The sequence below is a fragment of the Pontibacter arcticus genome, from assembly GCF_003284895.1.
Lineage (GTDB): Bacteria > Bacteroidota > Bacteroidia > Cytophagales > Hymenobacteraceae > Pontibacter > Pontibacter arcticus.
The window spans coordinates 336011-355744 of sequence record NZ_QMDV01000004.1; the positions used below are offsets into that span (position 1 = coordinate 336011).

General features: G+C 47.1%; 16 protein-coding genes. 13 read left to right on the top strand and 3 right to left on the bottom strand.

Annotation, left to right across the window (positions count from 1 at the left end; genetic code table 11):
• Nucleotides 1-18 precede the first annotated feature (18 nt).
• Together DP923_RS14230 and DP923_RS14235 are read left to right on the top strand one after the other, a co-directional pair.
• Complete coding sequence (locus tag DP923_RS14230) at nucleotides 19-291, top strand: hypothetical protein (RefSeq protein ID WP_112306526.1); 273 nt, start codon at nucleotides 19-21, stop codon at nucleotides 289-291.
• 138 nt (nucleotides 292-429) lie between these two features.
• Entirely contained in the window at nucleotides 430-621 is a 192-nt protein-coding gene (locus DP923_RS14235; protein ID WP_112306527.1) for a CsbD family protein, read from the top strand.
• 217 nt (nucleotides 622-838) lie between these two features.
• Here DP923_RS14235 and DP923_RS16735 read toward each other — a convergent pair whose 3' ends face one another.
• Nucleotides 839-979, bottom strand: a complete 141-nt coding sequence (locus DP923_RS16735) for a hypothetical protein (protein WP_165838202.1) — start codon at nucleotides 977-979, stop codon at nucleotides 839-841.
• A gap of 184 nt (nucleotides 980-1163) precedes the next feature.
• On the opposite strand from DP923_RS16735, the gene DP923_RS14240 reads away from it, so the two are divergent.
• Together DP923_RS14240 and DP923_RS14245 are read left to right on the top strand one after the other, a co-directional pair.
• Nucleotides 1164-2171 (top strand): alkaline phosphatase D family protein, encoded by a 1008-nt coding sequence (locus DP923_RS14240; RefSeq protein WP_112306528.1) that lies wholly within the window; start codon nucleotides 1164-1166, stop codon nucleotides 2169-2171.
• Nucleotides 2172-2355: 184 nt separating this feature from the next.
• Nucleotides 2356-5529 carry a TonB-dependent receptor gene (locus DP923_RS14245; RefSeq protein WP_112306529.1) on the top strand — a complete coding sequence of 1058 codons (3174 nt, stop codon included), beginning with the start codon at nucleotides 2356-2358 and terminating at the stop codon, nucleotides 5527-5529.
• Between the two features lie 75 nt (nucleotides 5530-5604).
• On the opposite strand, the gene DP923_RS14250 is transcribed toward DP923_RS14245, so the two are convergent.
• Both DP923_RS14250 and DP923_RS14255 read right to left on the bottom strand, forming a co-directional pair.
• The gene (locus DP923_RS14250) at nucleotides 5605-6615 is read right to left on the bottom strand and encodes an LLM class flavin-dependent oxidoreductase (RefSeq protein ID WP_112306530.1); all 1011 of its coding nucleotides are present in this window, start codon (nucleotides 6613-6615) and stop codon (nucleotides 5605-5607) included.
• Between the two features lie 245 nt (nucleotides 6616-6860).
• Nucleotides 6861-7988, bottom strand: a complete 1128-nt coding sequence (locus tag DP923_RS14255; protein WP_112306531.1) for an OmpA family protein — start codon at nucleotides 7986-7988, stop codon at nucleotides 6861-6863.
• Nucleotides 7989-8158: 170 nt separating this feature from the next.
• Between DP923_RS14255 and DP923_RS14260 the strand changes: the two genes are divergently transcribed.
• The 9 genes from DP923_RS14260 to moaA all read left to right on the top strand — a co-directional run bounded on the left by DP923_RS14260 (nucleotide 8159) and on the right by moaA (nucleotide 19675).
• The gene (locus tag DP923_RS14260) at nucleotides 8159-9268 is read left to right on the top strand and encodes an MBL fold metallo-hydrolase (RefSeq protein ID WP_112306724.1); all 1110 of its coding nucleotides are present in this window, start codon (nucleotides 8159-8161) and stop codon (nucleotides 9266-9268) included.
• A 495-nt stretch (nucleotides 9269-9763) separates the two neighbouring features.
• The gene (locus DP923_RS14265) at nucleotides 9764-10417 is read left to right on the top strand and encodes a (2Fe-2S)-binding protein (RefSeq protein WP_112306532.1); all 654 of its coding nucleotides are present in this window, start codon (nucleotides 9764-9766) and stop codon (nucleotides 10415-10417) included.
• Nucleotides 10414-11397: an FAD binding domain-containing protein gene (locus DP923_RS14270; protein WP_112306533.1), complete on the top strand. Its 984-nt coding sequence runs from the start codon at nucleotides 10414-10416 to the stop codon at nucleotides 11395-11397. Before DP923_RS14265 ends, DP923_RS14270 begins: the two co-directional genes overlap by 4 nt.
• Nucleotides 11398-11409: 12 nt before the next feature.
• Nucleotides 11410-13653, top strand: coding sequence for a xanthine dehydrogenase family protein molybdopterin-binding subunit (locus DP923_RS14275; protein WP_112306534.1), 2244 nt, complete (start codon nucleotides 11410-11412; stop codon nucleotides 13651-13653).
• Nucleotides 13654-13725: 72 nt separating this feature from the next.
• Nucleotides 13726-14952, top strand: a complete 1227-nt coding sequence (locus tag DP923_RS14280) for an XdhC family protein (RefSeq protein WP_112306535.1) — start codon at nucleotides 13726-13728, stop codon at nucleotides 14950-14952.
• Nucleotides 14953-15270: 318 nt separating this feature from the next.
• Complete coding sequence (locus DP923_RS14285) at nucleotides 15271-15870, top strand: nucleotidyltransferase family protein (RefSeq protein WP_112306536.1); 600 nt, start codon at nucleotides 15271-15273, stop codon at nucleotides 15868-15870.
• A gap of 70 nt (nucleotides 15871-15940) precedes the next feature.
• Complete coding sequence (locus DP923_RS14290; protein WP_112306537.1) at nucleotides 15941-16405, top strand: (2Fe-2S)-binding protein; 465 nt, start codon at nucleotides 15941-15943, stop codon at nucleotides 16403-16405.
• A 2-nt stretch (nucleotides 16406-16407) separates the two neighbouring features.
• On the top strand, nucleotides 16408-18555 hold the full coding sequence (locus DP923_RS14295) for a xanthine dehydrogenase family protein molybdopterin-binding subunit (RefSeq protein ID WP_112306538.1): 2148 nt from the start codon (nucleotides 16408-16410) through the stop codon (nucleotides 18553-18555).
• 133 nt (nucleotides 18556-18688) lie between these two features.
• Entirely contained in the window at nucleotides 18689-19675 is a 987-nt protein-coding gene (gene moaA, locus DP923_RS14300; RefSeq protein ID WP_112306539.1) for a GTP 3',8-cyclase MoaA, read from the top strand.
• The last annotated feature ends 59 nt before the right edge of the window (nucleotides 19676-19734 follow it).

Genomic DNA, 19734 nt, shown 5'->3' on the forward strand with positions numbered 1-19734 from the left:
CCCTAAAATATACTTATTATGAACAAGACCTTAACTGGTACAACTATACTTAGCGGTATCTTCGCCATAATTTTAGTGGTAGTCGGCCTCCTGAATCTGTTTTTAATTCATCCTGTTCCCGGCATCGCTTATATGCTGCTTGCCGTGCTATACTTGCCCCAAACCAATGCGCTGCTCATGCAAAAGTGGGGCTTCCATATCCCGGGTTTACTGAAAATTATCCTGGGCATTGTGCTGATTATGTTTACACTAGGCGTAAGCGATCTAGGCGATATGATCGATAAAATGTAGGCTGTATCTAACTGATAAGACTGTATAAGTGTAATGCTTTTGTAGTTGGCCATTCGCAAGCGATAAGGCCTCTGATCCTGAGCAGGAACCTTTTAAGCACCGGCCCGTTGAGTACCTTGAAAACTAACTAAAAAGACTATGAACGAGACAGAATACAGAGCACGCGGAAACTGGAATGAGATGAAAGGCAAAATGAAACAGGGGTACGGGCAGTTAACAGATGATGATCTGACATATGATGAGGGAAAAGAAGACGAATGGTTAGGCAAGTTGCAGCAGAAGCTGGGCAAGGCGAAGCATGAAGTTAAAGAATGGATAGATAGCTTATAATAATCCGCTCTATCAGACAAATTAATAGAAAAGCCCTGAACCTGATTCAGGGTTTTTCTATTTAAGAGCGAGCACCGCACTTCGAGATTTTTTTTGGAAGTATAGCTGGCACTATTCCACATCCGGGAGAGCGTGCCCACTCAAATGCTGTTTTTTAAGCACGAACAACACTTCGCTGCACCGAAGCAAGGCTGTAATTTATACGTTGCCAGTTAGCTTACCCCTCCTTTTTATCATCTCTGGCGTTAGCACGTTTTGCATTTTTTGCAGCAGCTTTAAGGCGCTCCTGGTTTTCTTTCTTTTCCTTGAATTCTTTTTGGCGTTGCTTCTTTTGTTGGTTTTCTGCTCTGGTACTCATAATCTTTAGTTCAATATATTTTCTGACTGATCAGCAAAAGCGTACTCAATATACGCTTATTTATCATTTTATATGGCATCTGTTAATCCCAACTCCATTACGTAATGATAACATGAACTTCATCACAGCTTAACAAGCTTCTTGCTTTAATTGCAGACTTTTGCATCAAACAAACAGAGATAAAATGATAAAGTATTTGCTTAGTTCGTTAGTGGTCATGTTTACGCTTGATGCAGCTGTTGCTCAGAAACAAGCCGAATTTGTGATGGCCTTCGGATCGTGTAACAGGCAGAACCTGCCGCAACCTATGTGGGATGTAATTGCCAAAGAGCAACCTAACCTGTGGATTTGGTTAGGAGATAACATCTACGGGGATACGGATGATATGGCAGTTTTAAAAGCAAAGTATGATGTACAGGCAAACCAGGAAGGGTATAAAAAGTTAGCCTCCAGCGTACCCGTTATCGGCACCTGGGATGACCACGATTATGGCCGTAATGATGCAGGCAAAGAGTATCCTTACAGGAAAGAAAGCCAGGCGCTGGCACTGGACTTTTTTAACGAGCCGGCCAACAGCCCCCGCAGAAAACAAGAAGGGATTTATGCCGCCTATGATTACAAGCTCAAAAATAAAACCGTAAAAGTTATTCTGCTGGATATACGCTATCACCAGGATGCTTTGCAGAAAGACAGCACAAAAGCCTATTTACCAAATATGGAGGGCGATCTTTTGGGAGAGGCGCAATGGAAGTGGCTGGAAAAACAGTTAAAGGACAGTAAGGCGGATGCCCATATTATAGGTTCAGGTATACAGTTTATACCAGACCAGCACCCGTATGAGAAATGGGCAAATTTCCCGAATACCCGCAACCGCCTGTTCAATTTGCTGGCTAAAACGAAACCCAAAGGCGTTATGCTGATTAGCGGAGACCGCCACATTGGGGAGTTCTCTAAAATGGAAGTAAAAGGTTTAAGCTACCCGGTATATGAAATCACCTCCAGCGGACTTACCCATTCGGCTACTAATAATACTTCTGAAGTTAATCCTTATCGTGTAGGCCCTTTGGTAAACCAGAAGCATTTCGGTGTATTCACCTTTAAGGAAAATGGGAAATCATTTTCAGTGGAATTAGAACTGAAAGGAGAAAATGGGGAGCCTTTCCATACTGAGAACATTGTGCTGGCAAAATAGCGCACCAAAAGCATGCTTCAAAAAGAGGCTGTCTCCGTTTGGGGCAGCCTCTTTTTTATACTCTCCACAGTCACTACAAATTGTTAATATAAGGCCCCTATACTTTATGAAAGGGTAATACTGGCGTTCCGGTTCGGTAATATGGCGAGGGTAGTTTTGCACCATACTTATACTTCGTTATAACATGACAAAACAACTCTACTACATGTTTTTTAGCTTTGCCTTATGGGTATTGGCTTTTGCAGGGCAAAGCGCGCTGGCTCAGGTAACCGGTGCTTCCATTACAGGTAAAGTAACTGACGAGCAGGGGATCGGCCTGCCGGGTGTAACAATAGTAGTCCGGAACGAATCTACCGGATTTCAGACAGCTACCCTCACCAATGTGGAAGGAAGCTATTCTTTTAAACAGCTGCCACTCGGAAAACCATATGAAGTGAAGGCATCCTACATCGGGCATGCTGCGCAGGTGCAAAACAACATTGCCCTGAACCTAGGTGACCAACTAGCGGTTAATTTTATACTGAAACAGGCTGCTACTGGTCTGGAAGAAGTGGTGATCACGACCAATTCGCTTAGCAGCCGCCTCGACAGGGCAGGGGGCAGCACCTTTATCCGGTCGCAGGACATTGAAAAACTACCGACCATGGACCGTAACTTTACAAACCTTGCCTCACTGGCCCCAACCGTAAACGGTGGCAACATAAGCGGCCAACGCGCTTCATCTACCAACTACCTGATCGATGGTGTCAGCTCCCGCAATAACCTGACCTCAGGCGACTTGGCCAGGGGCCCATATTCCCTATCGATGGAAGCGATCCGGGAGTTTGAAGTAGTAACCAACGTATACGATGTAACCTACGGACGACAGGGAGGCGGTACGGTTAGTGCCGTTACAAAATCAGGTACAAACAAGTTTACCGGCTCGGTATTCGATTATTATCGTTCCGATTTACTTTCCAGTCCGTATGATATCCGTGGCAACAAGCGGGAACAGAACTTTACGACCAACCAGTATGGATTCAGCCTCGGTGGCCCGATCATCAAAGACAAGCTGCATTTCTTTACGGCATTAGACCGGCAGGATGAAGCGATGCCATTCTTTATAGCCGATATACGGGAACCCGCCGATGAAAATGCATTGCGTATCAGCAAGGGAGCACTTGATTCCCTGATCAGTATCGGGCGCGAAAAGTATGGCCTGAGCAACAACCCGCAGACCGGAGAGTTTAAACGAAAAACCAGGGCAAATACGTTCTTCGCCCGCCTCGACTGGCAGTTAAATAACCGTAACCAGTTAACGCTCCGCAATAACTACAGCGACTGGAACAACCCTAACAGCGTAAACGACAATTCGCCAATTAACCTGTACGAAGTATACGGTGATTTCAAATCAAGGGAAAACAGTACCATGCTCTCCCTCCGGACGCAGTTCCGCCCTTCGTTACTGAACGAACTGAAAGTACAGTACCAGCGTGCTACCCGCAACTATGTTCCGAATCAGGAATTGCCTGCTGCCAACATACCGCGTGCTATTGTAACTGTGCGGTCAAAATTACCGAACGGAACCCTCGGAAATACACAGGTGCAGTTGGGTGGCCAGCGTTACCTGCCGGAAGATAACCTCGAAGACCAGATTCAGTTGGTGAACACCACGTACCTGACCAAAGGAAAGTATAACTTCACCTTTGGCACAGACAATACCCTGACCTACCTGGATACTTATATTTCGAATGAGCAAAACGGGCGTTTTATCTTTAACAGTCTCCAGGATTTCGATAATCTGAATCCATCCCGTTACGCACGCGAAGTACCGCTGCAGGGTGTGCCATCTGTGCAGCAATGGGTCCTGAACGGCTCGCTTTTCGGACAGGTACAGTACGAACCTTTGCCGCATGTAGAAGCAACTTTCGGGCTTCGCTGGGATGTAACAAGCTACCTGAATGCAGGCGAGTATAACCCTGTGGTAGAAGAGGTACTTGGCCTTCGCACCGACAATAATCCAACCGACTGGAACAACGTGCAGCCACGCCTGCAACTGAGTTGGGATGTTGCGGGCAGAAGAACGGATGTGCTGAAGTTCGGAGCCGGTATTTTCTCTGCCAACCCGATAACTTATGCGCAGGTCAATAATATACAGAACAGCGGCACAATGGTTGCAGCTGTAGATGTAACGCGCCCTGCAAACGGTGTTAACCTGGTACCGCGTCCGGATTTTCCGGCTTACCGCCAGGACCCGAACACAGCGCCCGGCCTGATACCCGGCGTATCCACTGTCTCTACCATTAACCTGAACGATCCGGACCTGCAGATGCCTTCTATCTTTAAAGCCAATTTAAACTATAACAAAATTGTAGGCAACTGGCTGCGTTTGGGTGTTAACTTGTTGTATTCCAAAGCATGGAACAATTATGTGTACCTCGACCGCAACCTGGCAGACGAGCCATACTTCCGTTTGGCAAACGAAGACAACCGGGGGGTATTTGTGCCCGCCAGTACCATAACTGCTTCCGGTATAACCAACAACGTGCTGGGCAGGAAAACGCAGTCGGTCGGCCGTACGCTGGAGTTTACAAATGGCGCAAAGCTTCAGCAGGCTGCCGTTATATTTGATGCAGACATAAGATACCTGCGCGATGGTTACCTGAATGTAAGCTATACCTGGAACGACTCCCGCGACAATACTTCTTACAATGGAAATGTGGCCAATACGTCTACCTTCCGTCCTGTAAAATCTGACCCGCGCGATTTAAGTGAACTGTATTACTCCGATAACCATTTCCGCCACAAGGTAGTGGTGTTCGGTTCTACACCTAGCCTGAAAGGTTTTGTACTTAGCGGAACATTTACCGGGTTTGGCGGCTCACGTTACTCGCTGCTGGTAGATGCGGACATTAACGGCGACTTTGTGGGTGGCCCCGGTACGGATAATGACCTGGCTTTTGTGTTTGATCCTGCTAATCCGAACACGCCGGAGTCTGTGCGCATTCCGATGGAAAAAGTATTGGCAAACCCCGATAACAGAGCAGCAGACTATATCCGGGAAAGTTTAGGAAGTATAGCAGATCGTAACGGCGGAAGCAACCCGTTTTCCGGAACCTTTAACCTGCGCCTGGCCAAAACCTTTAAAACGTACAAAGAGCAAGGGCTGACTCTAAGCATCGATGCCTTTAACTTTGCCAACCTGCTCAACAAAGACTGGGGTGTAAACTACAACCTGGGTAACCAAAACCTGTTGTTTGTAACTGGTTTTGATCAGGTTAAAAAAGAGTACAGCTACCGTGTAAACGAAAACGTGGGTGTTACGCAACAAAACGGAACTCCTTATCAGATTCAGGTAGGAGCCAAGTATTCTTTTTAACTTCCGGCACTGGCGAATTACCAGTCATACTTTTAGAAACCACACTGTACCCAGGTACAGTGTGGTTTCTAACTTTTACCTGTTTTCATTTATTTCCGTCATAATTTCGGCCAGTAGTCTGGTAGATTTTAGACGGTCATCAAGGTTGTACATCGTGGATACAGTTATCAACTCATTTACGCCCGTTTCTTCCAGAAATTCCTGAATTTGTGTTTTTACCGTTTGCTTACTACCTACAAACGAATACCTGAGCATTTGTTGTAACGTCGGATGTTGCAGTACTTGTTTTAACTCTTCATTCAGTTCGGTAGGTGGCTGTAAGGGGGCTCTGGAACCGGTTAATATACCCACAAACATTCTGATTAAGGAAGTGAAAAGCTGATCTGCCTCTTCATCTGAATCAGCCACTAACACATTTACACCGGCAATGGTATAAGGTGTATCTAAAAACTCGGAAGGTTGAAACTCCTGCTCATAAATGCGTAAGGCGTTATGTAGATGCGTGGATGCAAAATGACTGGCAAAAGCGTAAGGCAATCCCTTTTGAGCAGCGATATGGGCGCTATCTGTTGTTGATCCCAATACATACAGCGGCACAGCTGTGCCTTCTGCAACAGGGGCCCTTACGCTGGCAACTTTGTTTGTTACGGAAAAATATTGCTGAATTTTCTCTATTTCCTGTGGAAAAGAATGTGCTGCCTCCATAAAGTCTGACCGGATAGCACGTGCCGTCTGCTGATCGGTGCCGGGTGCCCTTCCGAGTCCTAAATCAATGCGGTTTGGGTAGAGATGCGCAAGTGTACCAAACTGTTCGGCTACAATCAAAGGCGAATGATTGGGAAGCATCACACCACCTGAGCCTACCCGGATGGATTTAGTATTTTCGGCTACGTAACCAATGAGCAGGGAGGTAGCACTACTGCCAATATTGTCAGAATTATGATGTTCGGCAAACCAGATCCGTTTGTAGTGATGTGCTTCCGCTTCTTTTGCCAGAGCCAATGAGTTGTGCAGTGTCTGCTGTATGGTTTCTCCCTGCGATACGATAGCAAGCTCTAAAATGGAATATGCAATGGTATGTTTCATAGTATTCAGTTTATTCGTTTTTGTTCTCCAGGTACGGCTGATTAGTATTAATTAGCCCGATAAAACATTTATCACTTTTTAAACTACAGTGCTGCTTTTATTTTGTATGACATATACTGGAGCCAGTAGCAGTAGCAGTGCCGTTTACTTTACCATGCCATCCCACAAAAGTTATAGTACAAATTAGCAGTTCTGTAAGTGCTACCACTTACCAGCAAGCACAGGGGCAGAAATCCTCTCTGAGTTCAAGTACCCTTTTTTCGAAGAATCTTTATCTCTACTCTTCTGTTAACTGCCCTGTTTTCTATTGTTAGATTATCTGCTTTCGGCATCGTTTCCCCAAACCCTTCGGAAGTAATTCTTTCAGCAGCTACTCCTTTTTGCTGCAAATAGTCCATCACGGCCTGTGCCCGCTGTAGGGATAGGATAAGGTTAGCTTCTTCTGTACCAACATTGTCTGTATACCCCTGAATAGCAATAACGGCTTCCGGTTTGGTTTTAAGAAATGCTGCCAGCGAGTTGAGGGTTGGAAAAGCGGCCTCTAAGATCTGAAATTCACCTGTTTTAAAGTTTAAATCTTTCAGTGTAATGGTACTGCCTATGGCGAAGGGGGGTAGAACCGGCTTTGCGGCTGGCAAAGCTGGCTCGGGCTGGTTTCCGGTTCCGGCTGCAGGAATTACACTGATGTTGTCGTAGCAATAGTAGGTCCCTTTTAGCTTGTTATACTTTGTAACCTGGGCGCTATCCGGGTTCAGTGCCTCCAGCTCTAGTCTGTTTGCTCCTGAAAAATTGCCAATAAGCAAGTACTTTTCTCCTCCTTTGGCTTTATAAACACCGGTTACTTTTGTCCAGGATTCGCGGGAAGCAAGGCTTGGTGATGCAGCTGAAGTCAGAGGCAAATAAGGAATCCCTTGCCCTGTTAAGATGTGGTCCTGTTCTCCATATACCTTTCTGCTTTCCGGTAAAGGCTTTCGGGTAAAAGTGACGGTTATCTCTCTGATAGGCGGCTCGAGTTCAGTAGCTCTTATTGTATAAAGCGATACCATATAACTGGTGTTCTTTTTAAGCGGCTTTTTTAGTTTTGCCTGCATCAGCTCACTCGACTCAGAACTGAACCACTGGCAGAAGCAGATATCTCCAAACTGAATATTAGTAAGATACCGTGTAGGGGAGTCTGACTGGTAAGCATTATAATAAGGGGGATATTGAATGATTTTATCTTCTTTGGCAGCAATGTCTGGTGTGCCACTCACGCCCCTGAATCCCGCAACGTAATCTTTAATCTCCTCCAGGCTTGGGTTTCCTACAAGATTCTGTGCTTTGACCTGACCGATAGATAAACCGAATAAAAAGTATAGCAGGATAGTTTTCATTATATTTTCAACGTAACGTACCAGGGTAAAGTATAAGCTAGAATTCCTACGTGTTTTGGAGTTAATGTCTCTCCGGAACATCTCTGGCAACCATGGGAAGCTTTTAACAAACAAGTATGTTTTACGGGCCGGTTTTTTCTAATTGGCACAAATCAAGTATGAATTTCAGAATGAAAAAGAAATATAGTTTAAGCTTTATAGGGGTAGTAATACTTCTTGTTTTGGGTGTAACCGGTTGCTACGTAAATAACCAGCTTGGTAAATTAGATGGCGGTGACGAGCGTCAGGAGCGATACGCCAGGTATTCCTATTATTCAGCGGGAAAAGATGAGTTTGTAAGCCCCAAAGAAATCGTATCTCATCCTGATCAGACAACGGGGGGTAACCCAGGGTTCGCGAGGTTCTTCAAAAAATCTCCCAATGCCCCGGAATCTAAGCTGCCAAAACAAGTGCTAACTAAAAAGGATTTCCCGGAAGTACCTTCTTCTTATGCGGCTTATTGGCTAGGCCATTCCACCGCGATCATTGAGCTTGACGGATACCGCATATTAATCGATCCTGTGTTCGGGAATGCAGGCCCCCTGCCTGTAATTGCCCGAAGAATGAGTGTATCTCCTCTGAAGAGGGAAGAGCTTCCACCAATCGATGTTGTCATTATCACCCATGATCATTATGACCACCTGGAAACCGAGACCATTCAGTATTTAGCGGATAAGAATATTCAGTTTATTGTGCCGCTTGCCGTGGGAGCCAGGTTAGCGGGTTGGGGTGTTGCCAGAAATAAGATCACGGAGCTTAGCTGGCATCAGACTATAAGCCATGGGTCTTTGAAGATAACTGCTGCCCCAACAGTACATTATTCGGGAAGAAGTTATAACGACAGAAATAAAACGCTGTGGGCTTCCTATGTTATCAAAGGTAAAGAGAAGAACCTGTATTGGAGCGGAGATACGGGTTATGGCGAACATTTTAAGGAAATAGGAAACAGGTACGGCCCATTCGACCTGGCTTTTATGGAGATTGACGCCTGGAATAAAGGATGGCCAAACACTCACCTTTTCCCGGATCAGGTCATCAAAGCTACCCGGGATATCGGGGCTAAGCTTTTGTTTCCTATTCATTACGCCACCTTCGACCTGGCATTACACCCCTGGGATGAGTCTATTAAAATGGTAACTGATCTGGCCTCGCAGCATAACATCGGCATTGTGACGCCTAGCATGGGGCAGAAAGTAGTACCGGGTAAAACCCCTACGCCAAGCTGGTGGATTCCACAATAAATACTTCAGAAGTATAAAAGGCGCAACGCGGGGCTGGGGTGCACCTCTATAAACTGCTAGTAGAGTATCAGGAAAAGTGGTATCAGGCTTACTGCATTTAATGCGGCATACTTTTAAACAGGTAAAGTGCTGGCAGTAACACTTCGCCAGTTGGGGCGTTAAAGGTTTAAACTACACTGCAAGGAAGTATAGCTTAAAGACCAGAATCTGGCAAAAGCCTCCACATCGCAGAGGTATTTGCACCATCGTATTAGTCTCCGGAGTTATAAGCACGTATATGACAGATCAATTAACTGGTAACACCGCTAAAACCGGGTAGCAATCTTTTGAAGTGACCTGCAATGCGAATGAGAAAATTACAGGAATTGCTTCGGTTATACTTTGGCTGGATTCAGGTGCAGCTTCTTCGTTACAGGCTTGTCAGGATTGTTCGTAGGTAGCCTGTTCAACTATGTATTTTCAACTTAGAAATTAAATCTTTAGTAATAGTCCTATATGGCCGTAGAAAAAGACCTTCCTCATACTTGCTCCCAAGGGGAAAAAGGGCAATGCCCGAACGAAGCCCGCCGAGATTTTCTTAAATATTCTTCTATTTTAACTGCTTTTGCATTTATGCCAAACATGGCTGTAAAAGCTGCAGACCTGAAGTTGGAAGAGAAACTGGTATCAGCCTTTGAGAAAGTAAACGTGACGCTGAACATCAACGGTAAGAAACGTAAGCTCTCCATCGAACCACGTACCACGCTGCTGGACCTGTTACGCGAACAACTGAACTTAACAGGCACTAAAAAAGGCTGCGACTACGGCCAATGTGGCGCCTGCACCGTGCACGTAGACGGGCAACGTGTTTTATCCTGTCTGTCTCTGGCAGCTATGCAGGATGGTAAAAAGATCACGACCATCGAGGGCCTGGCAGACGGCCATGAACTCCACCCAATGCAGGCAGCTTTTATTAAACACGACGGTTTTCAGTGCGGGTACTGTACGCCCGGCCAGATTATGAGTGCGGTGGCATGTATCAGAGAAGGCCACGCCGATTCGGATGACGAAATAAGGGAATATATGAGCGGCAATATCTGCCGGTGTGGCGCTTATCCTAACATTGTAAATGCCATTAAGGAAGTTAAAAACGGGGGACAGAAAGTATGAACCAGTTCCAATACGTTCAGCCTGCCAAAAGCAAAGCAGCCATCGACACGGTAACCAAGGACCAAACGGCCATGTTTATTGCCGGCGGCACCAACCTGCTGGACCTGATGAAGCGTGGCATTGTAACGCCGGAGAAATTGGTGGATATTAATAAACTGCCGCTCAAGAAAATACAAAAAGAAAATGGTGCCGTGCGCATCGGAGCTTTAGCCTTAAACGGCGAAACGGCCGAAGACAAGCTGGTGCTGGAAAAACATCCGCTGCTGTCTCAGGCGTTAAATGCTGGGGCATCAGCGCAGCTTAGAAATATGGCCACGGTAGGCGGCAACATGCTGCAACGCACACGCTGCCCTTATTTTTATGATACCGCGCTGCCCTGCAACAAGCGGGAGCCCGGCACTGGCTGTGGCGCACTGGAAGGCTATAATCGTATGCATGCTATTTTCGGGCATAGTGAAAAATGTATAGCCGTGCATCCGAGCGATATGAGTGTAGCATTAGCGGCTTTAGATGCAACTGTGCTGGTTTCTGGGCCTAAAGGTGACCGGAAAATTCCGTTCGCTGATTTCCATAGATTGCCGGGAGATACGCCGCACATAGAGACCAATTTGCAGAAAGGCGAACTTATTTTAGCCGTTGACCTGCCGGAAAATCCTTACACAAAAAACATACATTACCTTAAAATCAGAGATCGTGCATCGTATGCGTTTGCTTTAATTTCGGTAGCAGCTGCGCTGGATTTGGATGGAAGTAACATCAGATCAGCCAGATTAGCGATGGGCGGCGTAGCACATAAGCCCTGGCGATTAACGGAAGCAGAAAACTTCTTAGCGGGCAAGCCTGCCACGGAAACCACTTTCAGGCAAGCCGCTGATCTTGCCATGCGCGGTGCCAAGGCGTTTGAGCACAATAAATTTAAACTGAAACTAGGACCGAACGCCATCGTGCAGGCTTTAAAAAATGCGGCGGGCGTCGCTTAATTTCCTCTCTTTATGAAAGATTATTTCTTCCAAGATAGTGTCGGTAAGCCGATGGACCGGGTGGATGGCCGCCAGAAAGTAACGGGTGCCGCCAAATATTCCGCAGAGTATGAATTACCCAACATGACGCATGCCGTACTGGTGGGCAGCATCATCGCCAAAGGCCGCATTAAAAGTATGGACACCAAGAAAGCTGAAAACGCCCCTGGTGTGTTGGCTGTATTATATCATCAGAATGCTCCTAAAGTACCTGGCTATGTACAGGCCGCGCACCCTTCAGAACCAAAACCAGTCGGGCAACCGTTGCGCGCTTTTTATGATGACAAAGTATACTTTAACGGACAGCCAGTTGCGGTAGTAGTTGCAGACACGCTGGAACGCGCCATGTATGCCGCCCACCTGGTGAAAGTTACCTATGAAGAGGAGAAACACGCCACTGATTTTACTAAAAACGTTTCCAAAGCTTTCTTGCCCACCGCAGCCCAGCGCAACCCCAAGCATCCGCTCAACGATTATGTACGCGGAAAAAAAGATGCTTACAAAACAGCTGATATCAAGATTGAACAGGAGTATGTTATCCCTACGGAGGTGCACAACCCCATGGAACTGCAGTCTATCGTCGCGCACTGGGAAGCTAATGATAAACTTACTGTGTATGACAAAACACAAGCTGTAATAGGCACACAGAATGCCTTTGCCAAGGACTGGGATATACCCGTGGAGAACGTAAAGGTGATTGCCACTTTTGTAGGCGGTGCCTTTGGCAATGGCTTGCACACCTGGCCACACGAAACAGCTGCTATCATGGCTGCGAAGAAGGTAAACCGGCCTGTAAAGCTGGTGCTCACCCGCGAGCAGATGTTTACCATGGTTGGGTACCGTCCGCACGCCTGGCAGAAAGTAGGGATGAGTGCCACACCCGACGGGAAAATAACCGCTATTACCCACGAGGCCATCGGGCAGACTTCTTCTTACGAGGAGTTCACGGAAAGTACCTTGCAGCAGACGCGCATGATGTACACCAGCCCCAACGTAACCACCCGCTACCGTATTCTGCCATTGGATGTCAGTACGCCGATCTGGATGCGCGGCCCCGGTGAAGCAACAGGTGCCTTCGCCCTGGAATCTGCTTTGGACGAGATGGCCCATGTAATAGGGATGGACCCACTGGAATTTCGGATGCGTAACCACACTGACAGAGACCCGGAAAAAGATCTTCCGTGGTCTACCAAATACTTGAAAGAAGCCATGCAAATGGGAGCCGAGCGCATTGGCTGGAGCAAACGCCCTAATATACCGGGAACCCTGAAAAACGGCGAGTGGCTGGTCGGGTATGGTATGGGCGTAGGTACGTTTGGGGCTAACAGAGGCCGCGCCAAGGTTAGAGCCGTATTACATGATGATGGGACCGTAGTGCTTCAATGTGCCACCACAGACATTGGCCCCGGAACGGGAACAGCCATGGTGCAGATCGCAGCCCAGAACCTTGGGTTAGCACCCGAGAAAATCATTTTTGAACTGGGGAGTTCCTTGTACCCGCCATCACCAAGCCAGGGCGGTTCTGCCACTGTAGCCAGTGTAGGCTCTGCGGTGCATGCGGCCTGTAAAGCGCTGCAACAACGCCTGGCTACTTTGGTAGCAGATAACGATGCGGGCTTTAAAGGAGCGACAGCCGATAAACTCACCTTCGATAATGGCTACCTTTCATTGGCAGCAACGCCTGCGGCCAGAGTTTCCTTTGCAGATGTTTTAAAGCGACAGAAGCTAAAAGAAATCGAGGTGACAGAAGAGTCCAAGCCGGGAGATGAGCGCACAAAATATTCGATGTATTCTTACTCGGTGCATTTTGCTGAAGTGCATGTGCACCCGCTAACCGGACAAATTAAAGTTGCCAAAATCGTTTCTTGTGCCGATGCAGGAACGATTGTCAACACGAAAACGGCCGGAAACCAGATGATTGGCGGCGCAGTAGGAGGCATTGGTATGGCGTTAACGGAAGGTACGGTAATGGACCATCGGTTCGGGCGGTACGTAACCAAAGACCTGGCTGAGTATCACGTTCCTGTTCACGCCGATGCCCCTGCTATTGATGTGTTTTTTGTAAACAAACCTGACCTGATCAACAACCCAAATGGTACAAAAGGAATAGGAGAGATTGCGATCATCGGTGTGGCACCGGCAATTGCCAATGCTGTTTTCAACGCAACCGGCAAGCGTATACGAGAGCTGCCTATTACACCAGATAAGCTGATCTAAGGAAGATAATTTATAATTGCGATATTCGTACCTTGTTTAAGCTTTAACATACAGGCTTAAAGTGGATGTGTAATGAAGGAAATTCAGGATATAGTTATAGCGTTTGAGCAGGCCCGGATGCAGCATAAAAAAGCTGCGCTGGCAACTGTGGTGCACGTAGAAGGTTCTTCGTACAGAAGGCCGGGCGCGCGCATGCTGGTAACAGAAGACGGACAACTGACCGGCGCCATAAGCGGCGGTTGCCTGGAAGGTGATGCGTTGCGCAAAGCCCGGCGCGTCATGCTGGAGCAAAAGGCTATGCTCATCACCTACGATACCACGGATGATGATGACGCTAAACTGGGCGTAGGGCTGGGCTGCAACGGCATTATCAAAATCCTGATCGAACCCATCAACCCCAAAGATCCGGATAACCCGATTTCATACTTCAGGTCGTTTTTAAGCAGCCGCCAGAAAGCAGTTCTCGTCACACTTTTTTCTTTGGAAAGCAGAACTGCGGAACAGCCGGGTACGTGCCTTTTTATACCTGAAAACGGAAGTATGGCCGGCCAATGTAAGGACAAAACCATTCAGGAGGCGTTATTGGCTGAGGCACAACTTGTACTTGAAACAGGCAGCTCCGTAACTAAAACGTATATTTCTGCTGATACTTCGCTAACTGGTTTTGTAGAAATACTGAAGCCTGCTGTTTCGCTTGTGGTGGTGGGTGCCGGCAACGATGCCATTCCGCTTACGCAACTGGCCGCCATACTTGGGTGGCAGGTTACGGTGGTTGATGGCCGGGCTAATTACGCTACCGTGGTTCGTTTTCCCGCTGCGCAGCGTGTACTAGTTGCTAAACCGGAGCAGGTGCTTAATCAGGTTCAAACAGACGATCAAACTATTTTTGTCTTGATGACGCACAATTATATTTATGACCTGGCCATGCTGCGACAGTTATTGCCGTTACAATTGCCTTATATCGGCTCATTAGGCCCCAAAAAGAAACTGGACCGCATGTTAACGGAGTTGCAGGAGGAAGGGATGGTTATTACAGAAGCGCAAATATCGCATGTTTACGGACCAACCGGATTAGACATCGGTGCTGAAACCCCTGAAGAAATTGCGCTTTCCATCATCTCAGAAATTAAATCTGTACTTGCCCATAAAAAAGGAGCGTCATTAAAGTATAAACAGGACGTGATCCATCCGCGTGATGAAGCTGCGATCGGAGTTGAGTTTTTAGGTGAGAAGCTTCCGCAAAGTATAAATGAAGTAGCTGATTTAAGTATAAAAGGCAGCTTTACCTGTGGTATTTAAAATTTGAACGGTTCAGGAATAATACTTCTGTGATAGTTTTCATCCCGAACACAGTGAGAGATCAAGTGCGGTCAACTCAAGCCAGATTTGTCATCTCGACAACAGGAGAGATCTGTTTAGAACACCCGTAATTGTATCCCAGATAGATTTCTCGTTGCACTCGAAATGACAGCTTAATAAAGCAGCTTAATAGCTTAAAACACTTAAGTTGATAGCGTCGATGAGAGATCTAGTTGGAATTTTAATAAGATTTCTCCTATTGCCGAAATGACATCATACTTTGAAGCGATTATAAAGCTAAGTTTATAACAAAAAGCCATGACGGGACTGGTCATACTAGCAGCAGGAGCTTCCACACGGTTAGGTAAACCGAAGCAGAATTTATACTTTGAAGGGGCCACGCTGCTGCAGCGCGCTGTGAAAACAGCCTTGATTTCGGTATGCGATCCTATTATAGTGGTGCTCAGTCCTGATGCCAGTTATACTTTACCTGAAGACAAAACCAAAACCGTTACCATTGTTCGGAATTCAGAGTGGCAGGAGGGGATGGCATCTTCAATTCGCATTGGACTTCTAACCTTACTCGAAGCAAGTTCAGAGATTACTTCCAGTATCTTTATGGTATGCGACCAGCCTTTTGTAGAGGCCGCTTTGCTACATAACATCGTGCAAACGAAAACAGAAAGTGGCAAAGGTATAGTGGCTAGCAAGTATAAAGATACGCTGGGTACCCCTGTGCTTTTTGATAAAAGATACTTCCCCGAACTGCTGGCGCTGCAAGGGCAGGAAGGCGCAAAAAGATTGATAGCAAAGTATAAAGAGGATGTTGCAGCTGTTGATTTTCCGCTTGGCTATGTGGATATAGACACCTCAGACGATTACAACGCGCTGATTAAACCAGAAAACGATACATTCTAAATTGCGGCTGCCTATATGGTTGCTTCCGGATATTTTCTATCTTAGTGTTTAAACTTAACAGAATTTACGGATGGCAAAGTATAAGCTGCAAATCAATGGCCGTGCCTATGAGGCCGATGTGGAACCGGATACCCCGCTTTTGTGGGTGCTACGCGATAACCTGGGGTTGGTAGGTACAAAGTATGGCTGTGGTATTGCGCAGTGCGGCGCCTGCACCGTGCATGTAAACGGCAACCCGATGCGCTCCTGCGTGTACCCGGTTTCAGCTGCAGCAAATGCCACGATCACCACCATTGAAGGCCTCGAAACCAACGGAAAACTGCATGCCGTGCAGCAGGCCTGGGACAAGGTAGACGTGGCGCAATGTGGCTATTGCCAAGCTGGCCAGATCATGACAGCAACTGCTTTCCTGAGCAAAAACCCGAACCCAACCGAAGCAGAAATAGAAACCGCCATGAATGGGAATATCTGCCGCTGCGGTACGTATCACCGCATCCGTGAAGCTGTTGCCTTAGCCGCCACAAAACTGAATTAGCCATGACCGACATCTCTACAACAAGCAGACGCAGTTTTATGAAGCTTGCTGCCACGGCTGGCGGCGGACTTATGTTAGGCTTCAGCTGGACCAGCACCTTGGCCTCAACGGCTATGGAAGTACTAACCGATACCCAACTGGCAAGCGGCAATATCAACTTCAACAGCTATCTTTCTATTTCTCCGGATAATATTATTACCATACTTTCACCAAACCCGGAACTGGGGCAGAACATCAAAACCTCTTTCCCGATGATTGTGGCCGAAGAGCTGGATGCGGACTGGACGAAAGTGAAAGTAGTACAAGCTGCCTTAGATACCAACAAGTTTGAGCGCCAGGTAACCGGTGGCAGTGGGGCCGTACCGCATTCCTGGGAGCGACTGCGCAAAGCCGGAGCAACCGCCAGGCACATGCTGATGGAAGCGGCAGCCAAGCGCTGGAAAGTTTCTGTAGACACCGTATCAACCGAAAACGGCATGGTGCTGCACAAAGCAAGTAATCGAAAACTTAGCTATGGCGAGCTGGCAACAGAAGCATCTAAAGTTGCTGTTCCAACAGAAGTTAAACTAAAAGATCAGAAAGATTTCAAGCTGATCGGCAAAGCTATACGCAACGTTGATAACTACGAAATGATAACCGGCAAACCGCTTTACGGACTGGATGTCTATAAAGAAGGCATGCTGTATGCTGTCATACAGCGGCCAAAGGCATTCGGTATGAAACTGAAATCCGTAGATGCGGCAGCGGCCAAAGCTGTACCTGGCGTAGTGGATGTGGTTACGTTCAAAAACAATGTAGCAGTGGTGGGTACCTCTACCTGGCAGGTTAATAAAGCACGGAAAGCGCTTAAAGTGGAGTACGAAGCAGAAGGCACGCTGGAGAGTTCTGCGGATCACGACCGTATTTTCAAAGAATTACTGGCAGGAAAAGAAGCCACAGAGCGCCGCAAAGACGGAGATGTTGACACAGCCTTTAAAAATGCAGCAAAAGTAATCACAGCCGAGTACCAATGTCCTTTCCTGTCGCATAGCCCGATGGAGCCCATGAACTTCTTTGCGGATGTTCGCCCGGATGGTGTGGAACTGATCGGACCGATACAAACGCCGGAAAGAGCACGCGGCGACGTGGCGAAACTCCTGAACATCGCCCCTGAAAAGATCACCTTAGAATTAACCCGTTTGGGTGGCGGCTTCGGCAGAAGACTTTACGGCGATTATGTGCTGGAAGCTGCCGAACTTTCAAGCATAATTAAGAAGCCGATCAAACTGATCTGGACCCGCGAAGACGATATGACCGGTGGTACGTATCGTCCGGCGGTGCGTTATCGTTTTGAGGCTGCTTTGGATAAAAAAGGCAACATGATCGGCTATAAGCTGCGCGGCGCAGGCATCAATTCTGGTAATCCTACCCGGGAAGATAATTTCCCGTCAGGTGCTGTAGAAAACTTACTCATCGAATCAGTAGAACATAAATCGCCTATTACGACCGGAGCATGGCGCGCACCAATTACCAACTTCCTGGCGTTTGCAGAGCAGGCATTTTTGGATGAAGTGGCCCAGGCAGCTAAAAAAGATCCAATACAATTCCGCCTGGAGTTGCTCGACAAAGCAAAAACGGCTCCGGTTGGTGCCATCAAGTATGACCTCGACAGGATGAAAGGCGTGATTACGCTGGCAGCAGAAAAAGCAAATTGGGGCAAAAAGAAAGGCGTTTCGCAAGGCTTCAGTGTATACTTTTCGCACAGGTCGTATGTAGCGCAGGTAGCCGATGTGGTGATGAAAGATGGCAAGCCGACCATCGATAGAATTCATGCTGCTGTAGATTGCGGTATTGTAGTGAACCTGAGTGGTGCTTACCAGCAGGTGCGCGGTGGTGTGATCGATGGGTTAGGCCACGCCATGTACAGCAACCTGACGTTTAAAGCTGGTGCTGCCGAGCAGAGCAATTTCAATAATTATCGCCTGATACGCATGAAGGAAGTACCGGAAGTAGACGTGCATTTCATTAATAACGGCATCGACCCGACTGGCTTGGGAGAGCCGGCATTACCGCCAACAGGTGGTGCCGTAGCAAATGCCCTGTTCAAAGCAACTGGCAAGCGTTTGCGAAACCAGCCCTTCATCAATCAGCCGGAGCTGAAAAATGTATAAAAGTTAATAGCAAGTATAGCACACCGTCTTCAGTAAATCAAATCAGAAGGCGGTGTGTTTTTATTTTATGAAAAGGCATTGGCGGACCCGTCAGTTTTACCCATACTTTTCAAAATATCCCGTATAGCAGAGCATGTTGATAGACAGACACGGAAGAAAAATCAATTATTTAAGGCTGGCAGTAACTGACAGGTGCAACCTACGCTGTTTCTATTGCATGCCCGAAGAAGGCATTGACTGGCTTTCGCGGCAGGAACTGATGTCGTATGAAGAAATGCTGCAGATCAGTTCGGTGCTGGTGGGGATGGGAGTAGAGAAGATCCGCATTACCGGAGGAGAACCTTTCGTGCGCAAAGACTTTATGCCTTTTCTGACTGATCTTTCAAAACTGAATGGGCTGCAACAACTAACGCTCACAACTAACGGCGTACTCACGGCTCCCTTCGTGCCCGAACTAAAAAAGATCGGTGTTTCCTCTGTAAATCTCAGCCTGGATACCCTGGATCGGCAGCGCTTTCTGGATATTACCCGCCGCGATGAACTGCCAAGTGTACTGGGTACATTGGAGGCTTTGCTCAAGTATGACATCGAAGTAAAGATAAATGCCGTGGTGATGGAAGGCAGAAATACCGAAGACATACTTCCGCTTGTAGAACTGACCAGAGACTTGCCCGTTAGTGTGCGTTTTATTGAAGAGATGCCCTTCAACGGTGGTTCTCACCAAGCGTCCTTGTCCTGGGATCATGTGCAGATTCTGGAAGCGATCAAGTATAAACATGCTGCTATTCAAAAACTACCGGACCCGCTTTATTCAACATCATACAATTATCAGATACCCGGCTATAAAGGCACGGTCGGTATTATTGCGGCGTATACCCGCTCGTTCTGCGGCACTTGCAACCGTATTCGCTTAACACCACAAGGAGATTTAAAAACATGCCTTTATGGCAACAGCGTGCTGAACGTAAAAGACCTGATGCGCGCAGATACAACGCTGAACGGACTTGAAACAGCGCTTCGAGAAGCTGTCAGTAAGAAAGAAGCAAATGGCTGGGAAGCAGAAAAGAACGTGGTGGGTTTGCCAATACTTAATGCCTCTATGGCCACTATTGGAGGGTAGCTTGTAAGGTTTCTTCTTTTTTTGTCATCTCGAACAACGTGAGAGATCTATCTAAAATA